This is a genomic window from Bradyrhizobium sediminis (assembly GCF_018736085.1).
GTDB lineage: Bacteria > Pseudomonadota > Alphaproteobacteria > Rhizobiales > Xanthobacteraceae > Bradyrhizobium > Bradyrhizobium sediminis.
The window spans coordinates 3,124,398-3,145,700 of the sequence record NZ_CP076134.1 but is presented as its reverse complement, the minus strand read 5'-3'; the positions used below and the strand labels follow the sequence as shown (position 1 = coordinate 3,145,700).

16 protein-coding genes, 1 tRNA gene and 1 pseudogene are annotated in these 21,303 nt (G+C 64.2%); 10 read left to right on the top strand and 8 right to left on the bottom strand.

Annotated features, from left to right (window positions below; all coding sequences use genetic code 11):
• Positions 1-12: 12 nt before the first annotated feature.
• Positions 13-1,164, bottom strand: coding sequence for an OpgC domain-containing protein (locus tag KMZ29_RS15220; RefSeq protein WP_215620023.1), 1,152 nt, complete (start codon positions 1,162-1,164; stop codon positions 13-15).
• Positions 1,165-1,396: 232 nt separating this feature from the next.
• On the opposite strand from KMZ29_RS15220, the gene KMZ29_RS15215 reads away from it, so the two are divergent.
• The 4 genes from KMZ29_RS15215 (at position 1,397) to KMZ29_RS15200 (ending at position 6,448) form a co-directional block, all read left to right on the top strand.
• Positions 1,397-1,702: an ETC complex I subunit gene (locus KMZ29_RS15215; RefSeq protein ID WP_215611774.1), complete on the top strand. Its 306-nt coding sequence runs from the start codon at positions 1,397-1,399 to the stop codon at positions 1,700-1,702.
• Positions 1,703-1,909: 207 nt separating this feature from the next.
• The gene (locus KMZ29_RS15210; protein WP_215620022.1) at positions 1,910-3,514 is read left to right on the top strand and encodes a carboxyl transferase domain-containing protein; all 1,605 of its coding nucleotides are present in this window, start codon (positions 1,910-1,912) and stop codon (positions 3,512-3,514) included.
• Positions 3,515-3,516: 2 nt separating this feature from the next.
• The gene (locus tag KMZ29_RS15205) at positions 3,517-5,523 is read left to right on the top strand and encodes an acetyl-CoA carboxylase biotin carboxylase subunit (RefSeq protein ID WP_215620021.1); all 2,007 of its coding nucleotides are present in this window, start codon (positions 3,517-3,519) and stop codon (positions 5,521-5,523) included.
• A 19-nt stretch (positions 5,524-5,542) separates the two neighbouring features.
• Entirely contained in the window at positions 5,543-6,448 is a 906-nt protein-coding gene (locus KMZ29_RS15200; RefSeq protein ID WP_215620020.1) for a hydroxymethylglutaryl-CoA lyase, read from the top strand.
• A 153-nt stretch (positions 6,449-6,601) separates the two neighbouring features.
• On the opposite strand, the gene dctP is transcribed toward KMZ29_RS15200, so the two are convergent.
• A complete protein-coding gene (gene dctP, locus KMZ29_RS15195; RefSeq protein ID WP_215620019.1) occupies positions 6,602-7,624 on the bottom strand; it encodes a TRAP transporter substrate-binding protein DctP in 1,023 nt (340 codons plus the stop codon).
• Positions 7,625-7,897: 273 nt separating this feature from the next.
• Here dctP and KMZ29_RS15190 point away from each other — a divergent pair, with 273 nt between their 5' ends.
• A complete protein-coding gene (locus tag KMZ29_RS15190) occupies positions 7,898-8,131 on the top strand; it encodes a pentapeptide MXKDX repeat protein (protein ID WP_215620018.1) in 234 nt (77 codons plus the stop codon).
• Positions 8,132-8,203: 72 nt separating this feature from the next.
• Here the strand turns inward: KMZ29_RS15190 and KMZ29_RS15185 are convergent, their stop codons facing one another.
• Positions 8,204-8,557, bottom strand: coding sequence for a DUF6481 family protein (locus KMZ29_RS15185; RefSeq protein ID WP_215616321.1), 354 nt, complete (start codon positions 8,555-8,557; stop codon positions 8,204-8,206).
• Between the two features lie 112 nt (positions 8,558-8,669).
• Here KMZ29_RS15185 and KMZ29_RS15180 point away from each other — a divergent pair, with 112 nt between their 5' ends.
• On the top strand, positions 8,670-8,852 hold the full coding sequence (locus tag KMZ29_RS15180; protein WP_215624426.1) for a hypothetical protein: 183 nt from the start codon (positions 8,670-8,672) through the stop codon (positions 8,850-8,852).
• A 52-nt stretch (positions 8,853-8,904) separates the two neighbouring features.
• Here KMZ29_RS15180 and KMZ29_RS15175 read toward each other — a convergent pair whose 3' ends face one another.
• Positions 8,905-9,135 (bottom strand): hypothetical protein, encoded by a 231-nt coding sequence (locus tag KMZ29_RS15175; RefSeq protein WP_215620017.1) that lies wholly within the window; start codon positions 9,133-9,135, stop codon positions 8,905-8,907.
• Between the two features lie 193 nt (positions 9,136-9,328).
• Between KMZ29_RS15175 and KMZ29_RS15170 the strand changes: the two genes are divergently transcribed.
• Positions 9,329-10,645, top strand: coding sequence for an ISNCY family transposase (locus KMZ29_RS15170; RefSeq protein ID WP_215620016.1), 1,317 nt, complete (start codon positions 9,329-9,331; stop codon positions 10,643-10,645).
• A gap of 190 nt (positions 10,646-10,835) precedes the next feature.
• Here the strand turns inward: KMZ29_RS15170 and KMZ29_RS15165 are convergent, their stop codons facing one another.
• Both KMZ29_RS15165 and KMZ29_RS15160 read right to left on the bottom strand, forming a co-directional pair.
• Positions 10,836-11,180 (bottom strand): GrlR family regulatory protein, encoded by a 345-nt coding sequence (locus KMZ29_RS15165; RefSeq protein ID WP_215620015.1) that lies wholly within the window; start codon positions 11,178-11,180, stop codon positions 10,836-10,838.
• Between the two features lie 97 nt (positions 11,181-11,277).
• Positions 11,278-11,517, bottom strand: a complete 240-nt coding sequence (locus tag KMZ29_RS15160) for a hypothetical protein (RefSeq protein WP_215620014.1) — start codon at positions 11,515-11,517, stop codon at positions 11,278-11,280.
• A gap of 321 nt (positions 11,518-11,838) precedes the next feature.
• Here KMZ29_RS15160 and KMZ29_RS15155 point away from each other — a divergent pair.
• A pseudogene (locus KMZ29_RS15155) lies at positions 11,839-12,232 on the top strand (hypothetical protein).
• A 120-nt stretch (positions 12,233-12,352) separates the two neighbouring features.
• On the opposite strand, the gene KMZ29_RS15150 reads toward KMZ29_RS15155, so the two are convergent.
• A complete protein-coding gene (locus KMZ29_RS15150; RefSeq protein ID WP_215620013.1) occupies positions 12,353-13,126 on the bottom strand; it encodes a hypothetical protein in 774 nt (257 codons plus the stop codon).
• 358 nt (positions 13,127-13,484) lie between these two features.
• A tRNA-Arg gene (locus tag KMZ29_RS15145) sits at positions 13,485-13,561 on the bottom strand.
• A gap of 290 nt (positions 13,562-13,851) precedes the next feature.
• Between KMZ29_RS15145 and KMZ29_RS15140 the strand changes: the two genes are divergently transcribed.
• Positions 13,852-19,059 (top strand): alpha-2-macroglobulin family protein, encoded by a 5,208-nt coding sequence (locus KMZ29_RS15140; RefSeq protein ID WP_215620012.1) that lies wholly within the window; start codon positions 13,852-13,854, stop codon positions 19,057-19,059.
• Complete coding sequence (gene pbpC / locus KMZ29_RS15135) at positions 19,056-21,254, top strand: penicillin-binding protein 1C (protein WP_215620011.1); 2,199 nt, start codon at positions 19,056-19,058, stop codon at positions 21,252-21,254. Before KMZ29_RS15140 ends, pbpC begins: the two co-directional genes overlap by 4 nt.
• The last annotated feature ends 49 nt before the right edge of the window (positions 21,255-21,303 follow it).

Below are 21,303 nucleotides of genomic sequence, written 5' to 3'. Positions count from 1 at the left end.
TTCAGCCTGATGTCAGCTGATTTTGGCCGCGGCAGGTTTGGGCAGCGGCTTGTCCTGCCGTTTCGACCAGGAGATGTAGTAGGCGACGCAGGTCATCATCGCGATCCCGGTCAGGCTGACGAAGATCTGCGCGAACAGCGAGCCTGAACTCATCATCAGTTCGAAATGCCCGACGAAGGACAGGAAGACGCCGACGCAGAACACGGCGAGCGATTGCTGGCCGCAGACCACGAGCGGATCGAACACCTTCCATTCCAGGCCCGGCCAGTCCTTCGGCACGAAACGGATCACCAAAATCACGATTACCACGAAGTGCAGGAAGCGATAAGGCGCAAGGTTGGTCTTGTCGTTCGGATTGAAGGCGCCGTAGAGCCAGCTCGGGAACAGCGCGCCGAAATCCGGAAACTTGGCGGCCATGGTCATGACGAGCGCGAGGATCATGTAGAAGATGCAGAAATAGAGCGTGGCCGGTGCGTTGATGATCGCCATCGATTTCCTGGCGCCGCCGAGCGCGCACCACGAGCCGAACACGAACAACAGCTGCCAGCAGTACGGGTTGAAGTACCAGACCCCGGCCGGATAGCCCGGCAGGTTCCAGCCGAACTGCCGGGCGGCGAGCCACAGCGCGATCGACGCCAGCATCGTCAGATTGGGCTGGCGCAGCATTATCCACAACACCGGCGGAAACAATCCCATCAGCACGATGTAGAGCGGAAGCACATCGAGGTTGACGGGCTTGAACTTGAGCAGCAGGCCCTGGCGAAGCGTTTCGATCGCCTGGTCGCCGGCGAGGCCCGCGAGGTTGAATTCGCTGATGATCTCCGGATCGCTGTAACGCAGCGCAACGTAACCGATCGCCACGATGTAGATCACGAACAGGAAGACGTGGGCGACGTAGAGCTGCCAGACGCGCTTGGTCAGGCGGGTGGCGCCGACGATGAAGCCGCGTTCGATCATCATCCGGGCGTAAACAAAGGAGGCGGTATAGCCGGAGATGAAGACGAACAGATCAGCGGCATCGCTGAAACCATAATTCCGGGTGGTGATCCAGTTCACGACGTTGTCGGGGATGTGGTCGAGGTAAATCGCCCAGTTGGCGACGCCGCGAAACAGATCGAGCCGGAGGTCGCGTCCTTTTTCGGGCAGGGTGGCGTTGATTTTCATGGGTGCCGTTTCGAAGCGATGCTTTGGGTGATATCGAGCCGCAGGCGAGGGGGGCCTCAGCCGCGCGGCCGGCCAAGATTGTCACAGCGCAGCATAATGACTATACCGGTCCGGAAAATGTAACATCCGGGGTCAGAATCACCGATCAAATTCCTGAAAGGTGTCTCTATACTATCCCGGCCGTTTCCACCACGCGCTTACATGCCGCAGATCCAACGGGGCCCGATCATCCATGACCGCACGCATCTCCAAGCCCGCCAAAAACGCGATGCAATCGGGGAAGGCCAAGACCAGGGAATGGCAGCTCGATTACGAGCCCGAGCAGCCGCGGGCGATCGAGCCGTTGATGGGCTGGACCTCGTCCGGCGACATGAAGCAGCAGCTCACCATTCGCTTCCACACCAAGGAAGACGCCGTGGCCTATTGCGAGCGCGAGGGCATCCCCTACCAGGTGATCGAGCCGAAGGAACCGGCCCGCCGGCAGGCCGCCTATGCCGACAATTTTGCATTCCGGCGCGGCGAACCCTGGACCCACTAGGGGGCGGCATCCATTTGGCGAGGCCGTGAAATTGCCGGAGGGAATGTCGGGAAAAAGACATTTCAGAGGGGCGTTTTGACCTAATAGCGCTAGTGTCGCCCCGGGCACAATCTCTTCGCAAAGTCGAGGTTGCGCCAGACGGCGACCCAATGACATCTTAACGCAAGCCCGATGCCCGATTGCGGCGCACCATAACTGCGGAAAAACATGCCGCTTCATTCCACGATCGACACCACCTCGTCCGATTTTGCCCGCAACGCCGAGGTGATGCGCGCGCTGGTCGCCGAACTACGTCAAAAGCTCGATTCCGTGGCCGGCGGTGGCGGCGAAGTCTCGCGTAACAGGCATACCTCGCGCGGCAAGATGCTGGCGCGCGAGCGCGTCGATCTCCTGATCGACCCCGGCACGGCGTTTCTCGAATTGTCGCCGCTGGCGGCGCACGGCCTCTATGGCGGCGACGTGCATTCGGCGAGTGTCATCACCGGCGTGGGGCGGATATCGGGGCGCGAATGCGTCGTGGTCGCCAACGACGCGACCATCAAGGGCGGCACCTATTATCCGATGACGGTGAAGAAGCATCTGCGCGCCCAGGATATCGCGCGGCAGAACAACCTGCCCTGCGTCTACATGGTCGATTCCGGCGGCGCCTTCCTGCCGATGCAGGACGAGATTTTTCCGGACGAGCGGCATTTCGGCCGCATCTTCTACAACCAGGGGCAGATGTCGGCGCAAGGCATCCCGCAGATCGCCATCGTGATGGGCTCCTGCACCGCCGGCGGCGCCTATGTTCCGGCGATGTCGGACGAGAGCATCATCGTGCGCAACCAGGGCACGATCTTTCTCGGCGGTCCGCCGCTGGTGAAGGCGGCGACCGGTGAGGTGGTGACGGCGGAAGAACTCGGCGGCGCTGACGTGCACTCGCGGCAATCAGGGGTCACCGACCATTACGCCCAGAACGACAGTCACGCCATCGGCATTGCCCGGCGCATCGTCGCCACGCTGAAGCAGCCCACGCGCGCCAATCTGAACATGCGCGCGCCGCGCGAGCCGCTGTTTGCGCAGGAGGAAATCTATGGCGTTGTCTCCGCCGACGGCCGCAAGCCGTTCGACGTGCACGACATCATCGCGCGGCTGGTCGACGGATCGGAATTCGACGAATTCAAGAAGCTGTACGGCCAGACCCTGATCTGCGGCTTCGCCCATATCTGGGGCTATCCGGTCGGCATCATCGCCAACAACGGCATCCTGTTCAGCGAGAGTTCCCTGAAGGGCGCGCATTTCATCGAGCTGTGTTGCCAGCGCAATATACCGCTGGTGTTCCTGCAGAACATCACCGGTTTCATGGTCGGCAAGAAATACGAGGCCGGCGGCATCGCGCGCGACGGTGCCAAGCTGGTGACGGCGGTGGCCACCGCCGGCGTGCCGAAATTCACCGTCGTGATCGGCGGCTCCTACGGCGCCGGCAATTACGGCATGTGCGGCCGCGCCTACAGCCCGCGTTTCCTCTGGATGTGGCCCAACGCCCGCATCTCCGTGATGGGCGGCGAACAGGCATCCATGGTGTTGAGTCAAGTCCGGCGCGACAACATCGAGGCCAAGGGCGATACGTGGTCGACTGAAGAGGAAGACAAGTTCCGCAAGCCGATCCGCGACCAGTATGAAAGCCAGGGCAGTCCCTATTACGCCACCGCCCGGATCTGGGATGACGGCGTGATCGATCCGGCCGATACGAGGCTGGTGCTCGGCCTCGGCCTGTCGGCGGCGGCGAATGCGCCGATCGAGCCGACGCGCTTCGGCCTGTTCAGGATGTGACGATGAAATCGCAAGCGCAGTACCGGCGATTTCACACCCTGCTGATCGCCAACCGCGGCGAGATCGCCTGCCGCGTGATCCGCTCCGCGCAAGCGATGGGACTGCGCACGGTCGCGGTCTATTCGGAGGCCGACGCCGAGGCTATGCATGTTGCCATGGCCGATGAAGCCGTGCTGCTCGGACCGGCGCGTGCCCGCGACAGTTATCTCAATATCGAACGCGTCATCGAGGTGGCGCGCAAGACCGGCGCCGAAGCCGTGCATCCGGGCTACGGCTTTTTGTCGGAGAGCGCCGAATTCGCGCAAGCCTGCCTCGACGCCGGACTGGTGTTCGTCGGTCCGACCGCCGCGATGATCCGGATGATGGGTTCGAAATCCGGCTCGAAGCTGCTGATGGAGCAGGCTGGTGTGCCACTGGTGCCCGGCTATCACGGCGACGCCCAGGACGAGGCGACACTGGCACAGGCGGCCGACAAGATCGGCTTTCCGGTGCTGGTCAAGGCCTCCGCCGGCGGCGGCGGCCGCGGCATGCGCATCGTGCGTTCGGCCGCTGAGCTGGCCGCTTCGATCGTCAGCGCCAAGCGCGAGGCCAAGGCCGCGTTCGGCGACGACCGCATGCTGATCGAGAAATTCGTCCAAAATCCGCGCCACATCGAGGTGCAGATCGTCGGCGACAGCCACGGCAATCTCTTGTCGTTGTTCGAGCGCGAATGCACGCTGCAGCGGCGGCATCAGAAGGTGGTCGAGGAAGCCCCTTCGCCGACGCTGGATGCGACCCAGCGCGAGACGGTGTGCGCCGCCGCGCGCAAGGCTGCGGCAGCGGTGAATTATGTCGGCGCCGGCACCATCGAATTCGTGTCCGACGGCAAGGACGTGTTCTTCATCGAGATGAACACGCGGCTGCAGGTCGAACATCCCGTGACCGAGCTGATCACCGGCATCGATCTCGTGGAATGGCAGCTGCGGGTGGCGTTCGGCGAGAAGCTGCCGCTGACGCAGGACCAGATCACGCTCAACGGCCACGCCATCGAGGCGCGGGTCTATGCCGAAAACCCGCACAAGAACTTCATGCCCTCGGTCGGCCGCATCAGGACTTGGCGGACGCCGGCGGAAACCATCGGCCTGCGGATCGACGCCGGCTATCGCGCGGGCGACGCGGTGTCGCCGCATTACGACGCGATGCTGGCCAAGGTGATCGCATGGGCGCCGACCCGCGACGAGGCGATCGAACGGCTCAACCGCGGCCTCGGGGAGACCGACGTTCGCGGCATCGTCAGCAACATTCCCTTCCTGTCGGCGCTGGTGACGCACCCTGACGTGCGCGCCAATACCATCGACACCGGATTCATCGAGCGCGAGCTGAAGAACCTGACGCCGGCGGCTCCGGCGCCGCACGATCTCGAACTCGGCGCGGCTGTTGTGACGATCCTGGCCGAGGAAGTGAAAGCCGCGGGCGCCGAGGTGCATTCACCGTGGCGAACGTCGGGCTGGATGCCGGTCGGCCGGCGGCAGCGGGTGTTTACGTTCCGGCACGGGCAGGGGGCCGAACATAAGGTCACCCTGACCTACGGCAACGGCCCCGCGACGCTGTCGATCGGCGAACGCGAACTGGCCTTCACCACCTCGCCCGATGCTGCCGGCGGTTTCGAGTTCAGGCTGCACGGCATCAAATCCCACGTGTTCGCCGTGATCGAAGGCCATGAACTCTATCTGCGCACCCGCAACGGCTGCTTCGATCTGCATTGGGTCGATCCGTTCGGCGGTGAGACCGAAGAGCAGGTCGGCGAGGACAAGATCGTGGCGCCCTTGCCGGGCACCGTGGTGGCGCTGCTGGCGGAAGTCGGCGCCAGCCTGGAGAAGGGCGCGCCGATTCTGACGCTCGAAGTGATGAAGATGGAGCAGACCCTGCGTGCCCCGTTTGCGGGCGTATTGAAGGCGATCAAGTGCAAGGTCGGCGATATCGTCGGCGAGGGCGTCGAACTTGCCGAGGTCGAGCCGGCAGCTTCGTGAACAGCTTCGCGAGATCACCATGAGCGATTCCGTCCGCATCGTCGAAGTGGGCCCCCGTGACGGCCTGCAGAACGAGAAGACGCCCGTCAGCGTCGAGGACCGCATCGCCTTCATCGAGGCGCTGATCAGCGCCGGGCTGCACACCATCGAGGTCGGGGCCTTCGTGTCGCCGAAGGCGATTCCGCAGATGGTTGGTTCAGATCAGGTGCTGCGCGGCGTTATCGATCATGTTGGCAACGAATTCCACGTGCTGGTGCCGAACGAAAAGGGCTACGAGGCCGCGCGCGCGTCGGGCGCCCGGGTGATCGCGGTATTTGCCTCGGCTTCCGAAGGCTTTTCACGCGCCAATATCAATTGCTCAATCGCCGAGTCGATCGAGCGCTTCAAGCCGGTGGTGGCTCGTGCCAAGGCCGACGGCGTCAGGGTGCGCGGCTATATCTCCTGCGTGCTCGGCTGTCCCTTTGACGGTGAGGTCAGGCCGCAGGCCGTGGTCGACGTCGCGCGGACGCTGTGGGATCTCGGCTGCTATGAGGTCTCGCTCGGCGACACCATCGGTGTCGGCACGCCGCTGAAGGCGCGGCAACTGCTGCGCGCGGTGGCCGGCAGCGTGCCGATGGCGAACCTGGCGATGCATTTTCACGACACCTACGGCCAGGCGCTGGCCAATCTCTATGCGGGAATGGAGGAGGGCTGTCGCGTGATTGATTCCGCGGCGGGCGGCCTCGGCGGCTGTCCCTATGCGCCCGGCGCCACCGGCAACGTGGCCACCGAGGACGTGGTCTACATGCTGGAAGGTATGGGCATTGCGACCGGGGTCGACATGGCGAAACTGGTGGCGGCCACCAACGAGATCAGCCGGCTAATCGGCCGCCCGCCGGCGAGCCGCGTGGCGGCGGCGATGAATGCGAAGGGGCGGGTGGGGTAGCTGATCCCGGATGGTGAGGAGTGCGACTCATCTAGAAGCGGCGAGGCTTCTGCGCCTTTCCTACGGCCCAGGAATGGCCCTGCAACATGAAATCGGAACATTTTCCGAGCTTACTTTGCATGGGGTTGTTTTCGCGATTTTTGTAAAGGGGCATCACACGGAGACGTCGATCGCGAGCTTCAGCAGGTTGGCCGAGGTCGCCGTCCGGGCACTATAGTCCCGCCATGCAGTATCGCGCGCAATGTCGCGCCACTTGCCCACGGTGGCCTTGTCGAGCTTGCTGACCTTGGCGCCGGCCTTTTCATAGACCTTGGCGACTTCGATATCGTCGTCCTGCGCGCCCTTCTTGCCGAAGCCTTCAAGTTCGGCCCCCACCGCAACGATGATGTCCTGCTGGTTCTTCGGCAATTTGTCGAAAATCGTCTTCGACATCAAAAGCGGCTCCATCATGAACCAGTAGGAAGCGTCAGCGCCCGAAGTCAGGCTTTTTGCGACCTCCTCGAGACGGAACGAGATCAGGCTGGTGGAAGAAGTGATGCCGGCGTCGCAGGCGCCGGTCTGCATCGCCGCATAGAGTTCATTCGAGGGCACCGACAGCACCGCGGCACCCGCGGTCTGTAGCACCATATCCATCTCGCGCGAACCGCCGCGGACCTTGAGGCCCTTGGCGTCCTCGGGTGCTATCATCGGCCTGGAGCGGCTGGCGACGCCGCCGGCCTGCCACACCCAGGTCAGGATGATGATGCTCTTGTCGGCCAAGAAGTCCGTCAGCGCCTTGCCGACCGGCTGGCCCTTCCAGCGCAGGCCCTGATCGTAGGTCGAGACCAGTCCCGGCATCAGGCCGATATTGGTCTCCGGCAATTCGCTACCGGCATAGGGCAGGGGATACAGGCTGATGTCGAGGGCGCCTTTGCGCATCGCCGAGAATTGCGCGTGGGTCTTCATCAGCGAGGAGTTCGGATAGACCACGGCTGCGATCTCGCCGCCGCTGCGCTTTGCGACTTCGGCCGCGAACATCCGGCAGAGCCGGTCGCGGAAATCACCGTTGTCGATGGTGCCACCGGGAAACTGGTGCGAGATTTTCAGCGTGGTTGCGGCCTGCGCCGTTCCGGCCCCGAAACGCAAGATCGCGGGCGCAGCAACCGCAGCCATGAGGGCTTGGCGGCGTGTCAGCATGGCGTTCTCCTTGGAGCCGGCCCGGCGTTCACGACATATGCCGGATTCTTCTGCAGCCTGATAGATGGAGGCCGGGCTTGATTCTGTTGCGGCGCACACTCGCGGGCAGATTTGACGGAAATTGAGGGTTCTTTTCCTGAACCCCGCAGCCGGCGCTAAAAGCCTCAGGCCGAAAATTTTTCGATCGGCAGGTAACAAAGACCATCGCGGGTCCGTCCTGAACCATAGCGGCATCAGTCGCTTTCAAAACGGTTTCAAAGGAAAGACCAGCCAATGACCATCAGCACCCGCATCGCACTCGGAATTTCGGCCGCCGCCATCTCACTCAGCCTGGCGCTGGCGCCCGCCGCCTTCGCCCAGGACAAGATGGGCAAGGACGACGCCATGAAGAAGGACACCATGTCCAAGGACGGCATGAAGAAGGACGACGCCATGGCGAAGGACGGCATGAAGAAGGACGCCATGTCCAAAGATGGCATGAAGAAAGACGATGGAATGAAGAAGTAAGCCTCGCCGCTTCCGCATTACGCAGGCTCGCCTCGATCGGCGGGCCTGTGATGCTTCCGATCGACCCGAACGCTACCGCTTCTTGCCCTTGGTCTTGCGGGCGGCATAACGCGCGTCGCGCGCGGCCTTGCGTTCCGCCTCGAGCGCGGCTTCGCGGGCGATCGCCTCTTCCTTTTCGCGTGCGAGCTGCGCCGCGGCCTCGGCGGCGGCCTGAGCCTCGCGCGCCTTTTGCTCGGCCTTGGCGGCTTCGCGCGCCTCCTTGGCCTTGGCCCGCTCCGCGGCCTGCGCCTCGCGCTCGGCCCGCCGCTTGGCAACCTCCGGATCGTCCGGCCCCGGCTGGGCGCGGAACTTGTTCAAAATGTCCTTCCTTGCCTGCTGCGCCGCCTTTTGACGGTCCGCAAAGCTAGGTTCCTTGAATCCACTCATTAAACGGGCCTTGTCGATTGTGAGACCGGGGATAATCGCTTTCGCGCTTACTAGGTGAACCCGGGGCAAAATACCAGCGTCAAAGGGCGGGAACAACGCTGGGGGTGCTTCCATGCAGAGCAAATGGCCGAAGGTGATGCTGATGAGTGCCGTGACTTCCGGCTGGCTCATTTACGAGATGACGAGCGCGACCGAGGCGCCGAGACAGGCGCTTGCGGTATTGCAATATTGCCTGTTGGCCCTGGCGCTGGTCGCTCTGGTCGGCTCGGTCCTGATGCATGCGACGGAAAAATGATGGCGAGCGCCGCTTTGCCGCCATGGTGCGGCGTCAGCGGCTTGCACGGCGCCTAATCGAACTTGAAACTGTCGCGGCGGCTTCCGGCGATCGGTCCGAGGATCCTGGATACGGTCGCCGCCGTCATGGCAACCCGATCGGAGGTGCGCTGCGCCTCCAGCCTGTCGCGGGCCTTCTCCCTGATCATGAGCTCGATCAGCTCCAGCCGCTTGGTTTCGTCGACCGCTTCGGCCAGCAATATCCTGTAGCGATTGTAGTCGTAGCCCGCGTCCTGCTTGCTCATGGTACGCCCCCGTACGCCCGTCCCCGAGGGACAGTGTTTCTCAACCCGTGCGCGGGCGCAACGCGATGGCGAAAGTTTGTCAGTAGCTCGTGATCTGTCGCCTGTTTGTAGCTCGTGAAGTGTCGTGTTTTTGGTGCCCCGGAACAAAGGGGGCACGATGGGCACGGCATCCATTCACGAGGGTGTACGACGGATGCGGTTTTCGAGTTTGCTGGATCGGACTGAGGCGAAGGAGCTGACGCAGGAGGCGGCGTCTGAGCTTCTGGGGATCAACGTGCGGACGTTCCAACGTTGGGCGGAACGCTTTGAGGCGGAGGGCGATGACGGGCTGGTCGACCGGCGCATGGGCCGGCGATCACCGAGGCGTGCGCCGGAGGAAGAGCTGGAGCGGATGCTGGGGCTGTTCCGGGACAAGTACGCCGATTTCACGGTGAAGCACTTCCACGAGCAGCTGCAAAAGCGACATGGCTATGTGCTGGGCTACACGGTGACGAAGCTGGCCTTGCATGCTGCGGGCTTGGTGCAGAAGGCGCCGAAGCGTTCGGCGCACCGCAAGAAGCGTCCGCGCCGGCCGCTTCGGGGCATGCTGCTTCACCAGGACGGGTCGCGCCACGTCTGGATCGAAGGTCTGCCGGCGATGGACCTGATCGTCACGATGGACGATGCGACGAGCGAGATCTACTCGATGCTGCTGGTCGAGGAAGAAGGGACGGCGTCGACGTTCCGGGCCTTGGGCGAGGTGATTGGCGAGCGTGGTCTGTTCTGCGCGCTCTACACCGATCGCGGCAGCCATTACTTCTACACCCCGAAGGCCGGCGCGAAGGTCTCGAAGACGCAACAAACCCAGGTGGGACGGGCTTTATCGCATCTTGGGATCGAGCATATCGCGGCCTATTCGCCGCAGGCGCGCGGGCGTTCAGAGCGGGTGTTCGGCACGCTGCAGGGCCGGCTGCCGAAGGATCTGCGGCTCGCCGGGATCAGGACGGTCGAGGCCGCCAATGCGTGGTTGAAGGCGCATTACATCGCCGAGCATAATGCGGCGTTTGCGATCGTGGCCGAACAGCAAGGCACGGCGTTCGTAGCCGACCGGCACGAGGCCTGGCGCGAAGCGCTGTGCGTGATCGAAGAGCGAACCGTCGCCAACGACAACACGATCGCATGGAGCGGCCGGCGGCTGCAGTTGCCGGAGAGCCGGCTCAGGCCCCACTTCGTCAAGGCCGTGGTGCGGGTTCACGGGTATCCCGATGGCACCGTGGGCGTGTTCCTTGGCCCGCACCGATTGGCGAGGTTTGCCGCCGATGGACAGCAGATCAGCCCCGACGCGCCTCAGCCTGGCAGCGTGCTCGGAGCCGTCAAGGACAAGCCCTTACGGGCGCGCAAGTGCGCGTCCTTGACCGCTCCTGCGCGCGCCGCCGTCGAGATAGCGCGGGTCGGGGCGGAGAAACGGGCTTCAAGTCAAACAAAGAAACCAACCCGAGGGGCTAACCTGCCACCAATATCCATGGCATGACCAAACCGGCGGAACCGTCCACGCCTTCCGGCTCCTCCGAAACTCAATAACGAAGGCGACAGATCACGAGCTACAAAAATACGACAACTTCACCCGCTACGGACACGCGATGGCGAAAGTTATCCCGGATTCTAAACGCGTGATCCCGCCTGTCCGTTTCGGCAACGATGCTGTCCCGACTCGAACGGCGTCAGTCGGTCAACCGGCGCAGTGTCGCGTGAAAACTGATGCTCCTTGTGCCCACCAGCGAGGTGCCGAACACCTCGGAAGTATCGTCGCGCCAGGTTCCGGAAAAACCGGTCGTGACCTCGCGGCCGCCGAAGACCGGCCGCGCGGTGGGGTCGCGGTAGGGTGTGTGCTGGTTGGTGACGAGATCGCCCTTCCAGGTACCGTCCCTGACCGTGTAGGAGCCTACCGACCAGAAATAGGGATCGCCGCCATAGATCCGGCCGTCGCGAAGCACGATCACCCCGCTGGCCCGCCCCTTGACGCCGTCGCCCATCTGGATGTGAACCGAGTAGAGCCCGTTCTTCATGTTGGCGTGTCCGGCTGGCCTCCGCCGACTATAGCAGGATTTGGATCGCCGCCGTTCGGGTCCAATGGCGCGAAACAATGCGCGCTATTGAGGAGCTTCACCAGGCCTCGAAACGAAGGCCGGCGGCGCCCTTGGCAGCGATGCCGCGGACGTCCCAACTGGCAGAGCCGTTCAGGGAGCGGCAGTGGATGCGGATCATCGTGCCGCGGTCGTCCTTGCCGGCATCGTCGACCACGCCGACCCTGGGGCAGTTGAGGCCCTCGGCGGCGATCTGTTCGGCGAGCTTCTGCTTTTCCTTTTGACCGGGTTGGGTGTGGAGCGGAGACTGCGCGGTCACGCCGGCAGGGCTGCACACGAGCGCGGCGCAAACCGCGAAGGTGAATCGAACGCGAGGAGCTGAGCGGGGCATCGGGTTCCAACGATCGGGTTCTTGGGGTGCGTAGTGCTTGGTCCAGTATGGGCATTTCCCGAGGGCAGGGCCAGTTCGCGCTGTTCAATCCGGCAATGGCCGCCTGTTCCGGGAATAAACCTTCCGGAAGCATTTTGTTAATGATTTCCCTTAAAGGGAAATTTGCCTCTCTCGTCGACGATCGAAGCCGCAAAACACTTTGCCGATCAGCATTTTTTTCAAGCCACGCGGGGAAGGCACCCAATGACCATGTCACGCCTATATGCAGCACTGATCGCTTCGGCCGTTGCGGGAGTCGCGCTTCCGACCGCGGCGTCTGCGCAATGTCAGGGCTGTTATGTGCCGCCGCCGCAGCCCTGCGCCACCTGCTATCAGCGCCAGGTCGTGCCGCCGCAGTATGCCGCCGCAGTACCGCACCGTCGAGGAAACCGTGATGGTGTCGCCCGGCGCCGTCATCGCGCATCGCACGCCGGCGCAGTACCGGACCGTCATGGTGCCGCAGACCGTGATGGTAGCGCCTGAAGGCGTGCAGTACGAGCGCACCCCGCCGCAATACGCCACCCGCCAGCGTGTCGAGATGGTCGCGCCCGCGCGCGAATATTATGTGGCGACGCCGCCGCGCTGCTTCTCCTGCGGCTACTGACGCGTCGCAAAATCGCCCGCGAGGGCTTGATGATAGGCAAAAGGCCCCGGAGCGATTCGGGGCCTTTTCATTGGTGGCGCAAGGCTTCGCCTTGGCGAATTTCGTGCAGCGCAGTCGCTATCAGCGTTTGACGGCGCGCTTGCTCTTCCGTGGCGTGGACGGCTGCGGAACGGCGAAGATTCCGAATTCCTCGGTCAGCACGGTCGCCAGCCAGGACTGGTATTCGCCATAGCGGCTGTTGTCCCGCGAGATCACGCCGAGCTCCGGCGTTTCCCCAGGTTGCAATTTGCGCAGCACGATCGGGGCGGCAACGGGAATGTAGATCGAGCCCTTGGGGTTGGAGAGCGTCGAGATGATGCCGCGCATCATGTCTTCGGAATCCGGCAGCGACAGCAGGATGGTCCGGACGTTGCCCGCGCTCGAACTCACGAGATTCATGAACGCGGTGCCGAACGGAATATAGACCGTGCCCTGCTGCCTGTATTTGCCGTCGAAGCGCGATTTCTCCTCGAAGACGAGGCAATTCTGCTCGTCGTTCCAGGCGATCGTAATCAGATAGGCATTGAAGTTGGCGGGGTTGGCGAACATCGGGCGAACGCAGAGATAGTCGCCTTGCAGATATTCGACGGCATCGAAGACATAGCCGCCGACCGATTTCGCGGCGGTGTCCTTGACCGCGGGCGGCCTTTGAAAGCTGGTTTTCAGAAGGCCCTCGACCTTGTTCAGGGTGCGCTCGGTGAAATCGCCCTGAAACAGCTTCTCGATCGATGATTTCGACAGGTGTTCGCGAATGAGGTCCTTCCGCGCCAGTCCGTTGGCGTCCAGATAGCGCTGGATGGCGTTGGCGATGGCCTTCTTGTCCGGCTTCGAGCCGAGCCCGGTCTCGTGCTTCATGTCCTGCCATCCCAAAATTCATCAAAATCTAGCACGAACTTGCAGAGTTTGGCCAAGCCGCCGCCGCCGACCTCCGTTTTCTGCAAATTCACCCCGCGTTCATCCGAACAATGCGGTGAAGCGATATTCTTGAAGGTCGCGGGGGGCGACATGGTTAATTTATGATCGCGGCGTCGCAGGCCGAGAAGGTGAAGCTCGACCTTCTCATATCGTTTTGCAGGCCTGTTATTTCCGGGGTCGGTTCACGAATGTTCAGGCGAACGCCAATGCTGAGCAGGCAGGCCAATTTGCGGTGGCGGTCCGGAATATTTGAAAGCGTCGTCCAATCGAACGGCGGGATTGAAAACGAAGGCGTAACTGGCGATCCCAGCAGGATTCGAACCTGCAACCCACGGAGTAGAAATCCGTTACTCTATCCAGTTGAGCTATGGGACCGTCCGAGTATCAATAGCACTGCCAATATGAAAAATCCGCTGCCCGGCCAAGCCCTTTCCGAACCCTTTTCCGCTTCCAGGCGACATAGCCAAAGGGCGGGGCGATGCGCCTGGCCCGCCCTCAACGCAATGTCGGGCCGCAGCCGGCTCCCGGCTGACGCCCAGAGGCTCGCTTCGCCCAATGCTGCATGCGGCTTTTTCGCTGATCCCTTTCGCGGCCATCAGTCCGTCACCTTTTCGCGCACTTCTGTTCGTTACGCGGCGTTTGTCCGCGGCCCAAGGAGCTCCATCATGATTGGTTTGGTTCGCGCCGCAGCCCTTTGCGCAACGCTGGCGCTTGGCCTGGTCACGGCGCAGGCGGCGGATAAGGCCTTCAAACGCGACGATCTGGCCGATTCGGCGGTCAAGCTGGAGGCCCAGATCAAGAGCGAGGCCGGAGCGGTGGCCAAGACCAACGCCACCCTGAAAACCGATGCCGACGCCGCCTTCAAGCGCAGCGATTTTCGCACCGGGCTGCAGATCCTCGGGCAAATCGCCGCCACGACCCCGGAGGACAGCGCCAACTGGCTGAAATTGGCCCGGACCATTTTCCAGATCCGCCCCGCCAGCAGCAGCGAACAGACCTTCCTGCTGGAGCGCGCCTCGACCGCGGCCTATATCGCCTACCAGCGCGCCGGCAACGCGGGGGAAGAGGCCGACGCGCTGGCCGTGCTCGGCCGCGCGATGTCCGAACGCAAGCTGTGGCGCCCGGCGCTGGATAGCCTGCGGCTGTCGCTCGACCTGCGCGAAGTCGCCGAGGTGCGCGGCCAATATGAGAAAATGCGCGACCAGCACGGTTTCCGGCTGCTCGATTACACCGTGGATTCCGACGCGGCCTCGCCGCGCGCCTGTTTCCAGTTCTCGGAAGAACTGGCCAAGCGCGTCGATTTCGCGCCGTTCCTGGCGCTGGCAGGCAGCGACAAGCCGGCGCTGTCGGCGGAAGGCAAGCAGTTGTGCATCGACGGCCTCAAGCACGGCGAGCGCTACAACGTCAATCTGCGCGCCGGGCTGCCGTCCACGGTCAAGGAATCCCTGCCGAAATCGGCTGAATTCAACATCTATGTGCGCGACCGCAAACCGTTCGTGCGCTTCACCGGGCGGGCCTATGTGTTGCCGCGCACCGGCCAGCGCGGCATTCCCGTCGTCAGCGTCAATACGCCTGCGGTGTCCGTCAATGTGTTCCGGATCGGCGACCGCAACCTGATCAACACCGTGATCGGCGCCGATTTCCAGCGGGCGCTCAGCAAATACGAACTCTCCGACCTCGGCGACGAGCGCGGCGTCAAGGTCTGGTCCGGGGAACTCGCCACCGCGACCACGCTCAATCAGGACGTCACCACAGCGTTCCCTGTCGACCAGGCCCTGGGTGACCTCCAGCCGGGCATCTACGTCATGACGGCTGAAGCCAAAGGCCCGGGCAGCGACAGCGACGGCTCGCTGGCGACACAGTGGTTCATCGTTTCCGACCTCGGCCTGACCGCGTTCTCCGGCAATGACGGCATCCACGTCTTCGTCAATTCGCTGGCCTCGACCGAGCCGGTCGGCAAAGCCGAGGTGCGGCTGGTGGCGCGCAACAACGAGATCCTCGCCACCCGCAAGACCGACGAGAGCGGCCACGTGCTGTTCGAGGCCGGGCTGGCGCGCGGCGAGGGCGGCCTGTCGCCGGCGATGCTGACGGTGTCGGGCGAGAAGGCCGACTACGCCTTCCTCAGCCTGAAATCCAACGCCTTCGATCTGTCCGACCGCGGCGTTTCAGGCCGGGCGGTGCCCGCAGGCGCCGATGCCTTCGTCTATGCCGAACGTGGCGTCTATCGTTCCAACGAGACGGTCTATCTCACCGCGCTGGTGCGCGACGGCCTGGGTAATGCCGTCACCGGCGGCCCTCTGACGCTGGTGATCGAGCGCCCCGACGGTGTCGAATACCGCCGCGCCGTGTTGCCGGACCAGGGTGCGGGCGGCCGGTCATTGGCCGTGCCGCTCAATTCCGCGGTCCCGACCGGGACATGGCGGGCGCGCGCCTTCACCGATCCCAAAGGCGCTTCCGTGGGCGAAACCAGCTTCATGGTCGAGGATTACATCCCCGAACGGATCGAATTCGAGCTGACCAGCAAGGAGAAACAGATCAAGGCTGAAGTTCCAGTGGAACTTAAGGTGGCCGGTCGCTTCCTCTATGGTGCGCCGGCTTCCGGCCTTCAGCTGGAAGGCGACATGCTGGTCGCGCCGGCGGCCTCGGGACGTCCCGGTTACCCCGGCTACCAGTTCGGCGTCGCCGACGAGGAGACCTCCAGCAACGAGCGCACGCCGATCGAAAACCTGCCCGAGGCCGACGCCAATGGCATTGCGACCTTCCCGGTCAGCCTCGCCAAGCCGCCGTCATCGACGCGCCCGCAGGAAGCGCAGATCTTCATCCGGATGACGGAGGCCGGCGGCCGCGCCGTCGAGCGCAAGTTGGTGCTGCCGGTGCAGCCCTCAATCGCCCTGATCGGGGTCAAGCCACTGTTCGGCGACAAGAGCGTCGCCGAGGGCGACAAGGCCGAGTTCGACGTGGTGTTCGTCGCGCCCGACGGCAAGCAGCTCGCCCGCAGCGGCCTGCGCTACGAACTCCTGAAGATCGAATCCCGCTATCAGTGGTACCGCCAGAATTCGTCCTGGGAGTACGAGCCGGTCAAATCGACCAAGCGGGTCGGCGACGGCGACCTCAACCTCGCCGCCGACAAGCCCGCGCGGGTGACGCTGCTGCCGCAGCCCGGCCGCTACCGCCTCGATGTCAAGTCGACCGAGGCCGAAGGGCCGATCACGTCGGTGCAATTCGACGTCGGCTGGTATTCCGATGGCAGCGCGGATACGCCGGACCTGCTGGAAACCTCGATCGACAAGCCGGAATACCAGTCCGGCGACACCATGGTGGTATCGGTCAATGCGCGCTCTTCCGGCAAGCTGACCATCAACGTGCTGGGCGACCGGCTGCTGACTACGCAAACCACCGACGTCAAGCAAGGCACCGCGCAGGTCAAGATTCCCGTCGGTAAGGACTGGGGCACCGGCGCCTATGTGGTGGCGACGCTGCGCCGTCCGCTCGATGCTGCCGCACTGCGGATGCCAGGTCGCGCCATCGGGCTGAAATGGTTCAGCATCGACAAGAAGACCCGCACGCTCGCCGTCAACCTCTCGCCGCCGGCCTTGGTGCGGCCGGGAACCGCGCTTAAGATTCCGGTCAAACTCGGCGGGCTCAATGCCGGCGAGGACGCCAAGATCGTGGTTGCCGCCGTCGATGTCGGGATTCTCAATCTGACCAACTACAAGCCGCCGGCGCCCGACGATTACTATCTCGGCCAGCGCCGGATGACGTCGGAAATCCGCGACCTCTACGGACAGCTGATCGACGGCATGCAGGGCACCCGCGGTCAGATCAGGACTGGCGGCGACTCCGCCGGCGCCGAGCTGCAGGGCAGCCCGCCGACGCAAAAGCCGCTGGCGCTGTATTCCGGCATTGTCACGGTCGCCGCCGACGGCACGGCCATGATCAATTTCGAAATACCGGAATTCGCCGGCACTGCGCGGGTGATGGCGGTGGCGTGGACATCGACAAAGCTCGGCCGCGCCACGACGGATGTCACGATCCGCGATCCCGTGGTGCTGACGGCGACATTGCCGCGCTTCCTGCTCAATGGCGACAAGGGCACCATGAGCTTCGACCTCGACAACGTCGAGGGCGCGGCGGGCGACTACACCATCAGCGTCAAGACCACGGGTCCGGTGAAAGTCACAGGTAATCCGGCCACCACCGTAAAACTCGCCGCCAAGCAGCGAACGTCGATGTCGCTGGCGCTCGATGCCGGCGGTGCCGGAACCGCAAATATCGACGTCGATATCAAGGGACCGAACGGGCTGACGCTGGCGCGGCATTACGCGCTCGACGTCAAGGCGGCGACGCAGATATTGGCGCGCCGTTCGATCCGCACGCTGGCCAAGGGCGAGAGCCTGACGCTGACGTCAGACATGTTCTCGGATCTGGTGCAGGGCACCGGCGGCGTGTCGCTGTCGGTCAGCCTGTCCACCGCGCTCGACGCCGCTACCATCCTGAAGGCGCTCGACCGCTATCCGCATGGCTGCTCGGAGCAGATCACCAGCCGCGCGATGCCGCTGCTCTACGTCAACGATCTGGCGGCGGGCGCGCATCTGGCGATGGATACCGCGGTCGATCAGCGCATCAGGGATGCGATCGACCGGCTGTTGGCGCGGCAGGGCTCGAACGGCTCGTTCGGGCTGTGGTCGGCCGGCGGCGACGACGCCTGGCTCGATGCTTACGTGATGGACTTCCTGACCCGCGCCCGTGAAAAGGGATTTGCGGTGCCGGATGTGTCGTTCAAGAGCGCGCTCGATCGGATCCGTAACTCCGTCGTCAACGCCAACGAACCGGAAAAGGACGGCGGCCGCGATCTGGCCTACGGCCTCTACGTGCTCGCCCGCAACGGCGCGGCGCCGATCGGCGATCTGCGCTATCTCGCCGACACCAAGCTCGGCAACCTCGCCACCCCGATCGCAAAGTCGCAACTGGCGGCGGCGCTGGCGCTGGTCGGGGACAAGGGCAGGGCGGAGCGGGTCTATGCGGCTGCGCTCGAAAGCCTCGCGCCGAAGCCGGTGATCGAGTTCGGCCGGGTCGACTACGGCAGCGCCTTGCGCGATGCCGCGGCACTGGTTTCGCTCGCGAGCGAAGGCAATGCGCCGAAGGCGACGCTGACGCAGGCGGTCGCCCGGGTCGAGACCGCGCGCGGGCTGACGCCTTACACATCCACGCAAGAGAACGCCTGGCTGGTGTTGGCCTCGCGCGCTCTGGCCAGGGAAACCATGGCCCTCGACATCAACGGCGCGTCGGCCAAGACCGCGGTCTATCGCAGCTACAAGGCGGCCGAGATGGCCGGCCAGCCGATCAAGATCACCAACACCGGTGATACGCCGGTACAGGCGGTGGTCTCGGTCTCCGGCTCGCCGATCACGCCGGAACCGGCGGCGTCGAACGGCTTCAAGATCGAGCGCAATTACTTCACGCTCGACGGCAAGCCGGCCGACGTCTCGAAGGCCAAGCAGAACGATCGCTTCGCGGTGGTGTTGAAGATCACCGAAGCCAAGCCGGAATACGGTCACGTCATGGTGGCAGATTATCTGCCCGCCGGCTTCGAGATCGACAATCCGCATCTGGTGTCGTCAGGCGACACCGGCACGCTGGACTGGATCGAGGACGGCGAGGAGCCGGAAAATACCGAGTTCCGCGACGACCGCTTCACGGCAGCCATCGATCGCGCCAGCGACGACAAAACGGTGTTCACGGTGGCCTATGTGGTGCGCGCGGTGTCGCCCGGCAAATATGTACTGCCGCAGGCTTACGTCGAGGACATGTACAATCCTTCGCGCTATGGCCGCACCGGCACCGGTTCAGTCGAGGTACGTCCGGCGAAATGAGCGAGACGGGCGACAACAACTCGACGTCATGGCCGGGCTTGTCCCGGCCATCCACGTCCTTGTCGGCGGCACCAGAAGGCGTGGATGGCCGGGACAAGCCCGGGCATGACGGCGTGAGGAAGCGGCGCGTTATTCGTTTAACCGCCATTGCATTCGCGGTCGTGACCGTTGCGGCGTTTGCGATAGGGGCATGGGTCGTCTCGCTCGGCCCGTTGCCGCTGCAGCAGGCCCGCCAGATCTCGGCGACGGTGGTCGACCGCAACGGCAAGCTCTTGCGCGCCTATGCGATGGCTGACGGCCGCTGGCGGCTGCCGGTCGACGCGCGAACCGGCGTCGATCCGTCCTATCTCAAGCTGCTGCTGGCTTACGAGGACCGGCGTTTCTATTCGCACCACGGCGTGGATCCGCAGGCATTGGGCCGCGCCGCGTTGCAGCTCGTCACCCACGGTCGCGTCGTCTCCGGCGGCTCGACCATCACGATGCAGCTGGCACGGCTGATCGAGCCGCGCCGCGAGCGCTCGGTCCATGCCAAGCTGCGCCAGATGGTCCGCGCGGTCCAGATCGAGCGCCAACTGAGCAAGGACCAGATCCTCGATCTCTATCTGGCGCTGGCGCCGTTCGGCGGCAATCTCGAGGGCGTCCGCGCTGCCTCGATCGCCTATTTCGGCAAGGAGCCGAAGCGGCTGTCGCTGGCGGAATCGGCGCTGCTGGTGGCGCTGCCGCAATCGCCGGAAACCCGCCGTCTCGATCGTCACCCCGACACCGCGCGCATCGCCCGCGACCGTGTGCTCGACCGCATGGTCGAAGACGGCCGCCTGCCGGCGGAGGAAACGGCTCAGGCCAAGGCGGTTGCGGTGCCGCGGCTGCGGAAGCCGATGCCGATACTCGCTCCGCATTCCGCCGATCAGGCCATCGCCACCGTGAAGGATGCGCCGGTGATCCGGCTCACGCTGGATTCCGGGCTGCAGAAGGTGCTGGAAGCGCTGGCGCGCGACCGAGCGGCCGCGCTGGGGCCGAGTATTTCCGTGGCGATCGTCGCGGTCGACAATGAGAGCGGCGACGTGCTGGCGCATGTAGGCTCCCCCGATTATTTCGACGACCGCCGCGCTGGGCAGGTCGATATGACCCGTGCGGTGCGCTCGCCCGGCTCGACGTTGAAACCGTTCATCTACGGGCTCGCCTTCGAGGACGGTTTTGTCCATCCGGAAAGCCTGATCGACGACCGGCCGATTCGGTTCGGCTCCTATGCGCCGGAAAATTTCGACATGACATTTCAGGGCACGGTGCCGGTGCGCAAGGCGCTGCAACTGTCGCTCAACGTGCCGGCGATCGCCTTGCTCGACCGGGTCGGCTCGAGCCGGCTGTCGTCGCGGCTGAAGCAGGCCGGAGCCAATCTGGTGCTGCCGAAGGACGAGGCACCGGGCCTCGCCATGGGCCTCGGCGGCGTCGGCGTCACGCTGCAGGATCTGGTGCAGCTCTATTCGGGGTTGGCGCGGCTCGGCCATACGCGGCCGCTACGCGAGATCGTGAAGGCGTCGGACGACGCGCGCGAGCCGTTGCGCCTGATGGACCAGGTCGCGGCCTGGCAGGTCGGCAACGTGCTGATCGGCACGCCGCCGCCGGAAAATGCCGCGCACAACCGGATCGCGTTCAAGACCGGCACCAGCTACGGCTATCGCGATGCCTGGTCGGTCGGCTTCGACGGCCGTACCACTATCGGGGTCTGGGTCGGGCGGCCTGACGGTGCGCCGGTGCCGGGTCTGGTCGGGCGCACCGCGGCCGCGCCGATCCTGTTCGATGCCTTCGCCCGCACCGGGAAACTGCCGGCGGCTCTGCCGAAGCCGCCGAAGGGGGCGCTGCTGGCGAGCAATGCCAAGCTGCCGCTGCCGCTGCGCCGATTCCGCCCGGCCGGGGAACTGGTGCGCACCGGCAGCGATCAGGCGCCGCGCATCCAGTTTCCCCTCAACGGGTCGCGGATCGATGTCGATCGCTCGGCCGGCAGCCAGTTCGCAGCGATGCCGGTGAGGGTCGCCGGCGGTGTGCTTCCGATGACCATGCTGGTCAACGGCGTCTCGGTGGGTGAATTCGACGGCCGCCGCCAGCGGCTGGTCGATCCGCCCGGGCCGGGCTTTGCCCGACTGACCGTGATCGACGCTGCGGGCGCCGCGGACACAGTTGTCATCAGAATTCAATAGAGGGCACCTAACCGGTTGTAGGGATAGCGGTTTCGGCGTATGCGGAACC

Coding starts and splice junctions, on each gene's coding strand:
- KMZ29_RS15220 (WP_215620023.1), bottom strand. CDS start 1,164: ATGAAAATCAACGCCACCCTGCCCGAAAAAGGACGCGACCTCCGGCTC.
- KMZ29_RS15215 (WP_215611774.1), top strand. CDS start 1,397: ATGACCGCACGCATCTCCAAGCCCGCCAAAAACGCGATGCAATCGGGG.
- KMZ29_RS15210 (WP_215620022.1), top strand. CDS start 1,910: ATGCCGCTTCATTCCACGATCGACACCACCTCGTCCGATTTTGCCCGC.
- KMZ29_RS15205 (WP_215620021.1), top strand. CDS start 3,517: ATGAAATCGCAAGCGCAGTACCGGCGATTTCACACCCTGCTGATCGCC.
- KMZ29_RS15200 (WP_215620020.1), top strand. CDS start 5,543: ATGAGCGATTCCGTCCGCATCGTCGAAGTGGGCCCCCGTGACGGCCTG.
- dctP (WP_215620019.1), bottom strand. CDS start 7,624: ATGCTGACACGCCGCCAAGCCCTCATGGCTGCGGTTGCTGCGCCCGCG.
- KMZ29_RS15190 (WP_215620018.1), top strand. CDS start 7,898: ATGACCATCAGCACCCGCATCGCACTCGGAATTTCGGCCGCCGCCATC.
- KMZ29_RS15185 (WP_215616321.1), bottom strand. CDS start 8,557: ATGAGTGGATTCAAGGAACCTAGCTTTGCGGACCGTCAAAAGGCGGCG.
- KMZ29_RS15180 (WP_215624426.1), top strand. CDS start 8,670: ATGCAGAGCAAATGGCCGAAGGTGATGCTGATGAGTGCCGTGACTTCC.
- KMZ29_RS15175 (WP_215620017.1), bottom strand. CDS start 9,135: ATGAGCAAGCAGGACGCGGGCTACGACTACAATCGCTACAGGATATTG.
- KMZ29_RS15170 (WP_215620016.1), top strand. CDS start 9,329: ATGCGGTTTTCGAGTTTGCTGGATCGGACTGAGGCGAAGGAGCTGACG.
- KMZ29_RS15165 (WP_215620015.1), bottom strand. CDS start 11,180: ATGAAGAACGGGCTCTACTCGGTTCACATCCAGATGGGCGACGGCGTC.
- KMZ29_RS15150 (WP_215620013.1), bottom strand. CDS start 13,126: ATGAAGCACGAGACCGGGCTCGGCTCGAAGCCGGACAAGAAGGCCATC.
- KMZ29_RS15140 (WP_215620012.1), top strand. CDS start 13,852: ATGATTGGTTTGGTTCGCGCCGCAGCCCTTTGCGCAACGCTGGCGCTT.
- pbpC (WP_215620011.1), top strand. CDS start 19,056: ATGAGCGAGACGGGCGACAACAACTCGACGTCATGGCCGGGCTTGTCC.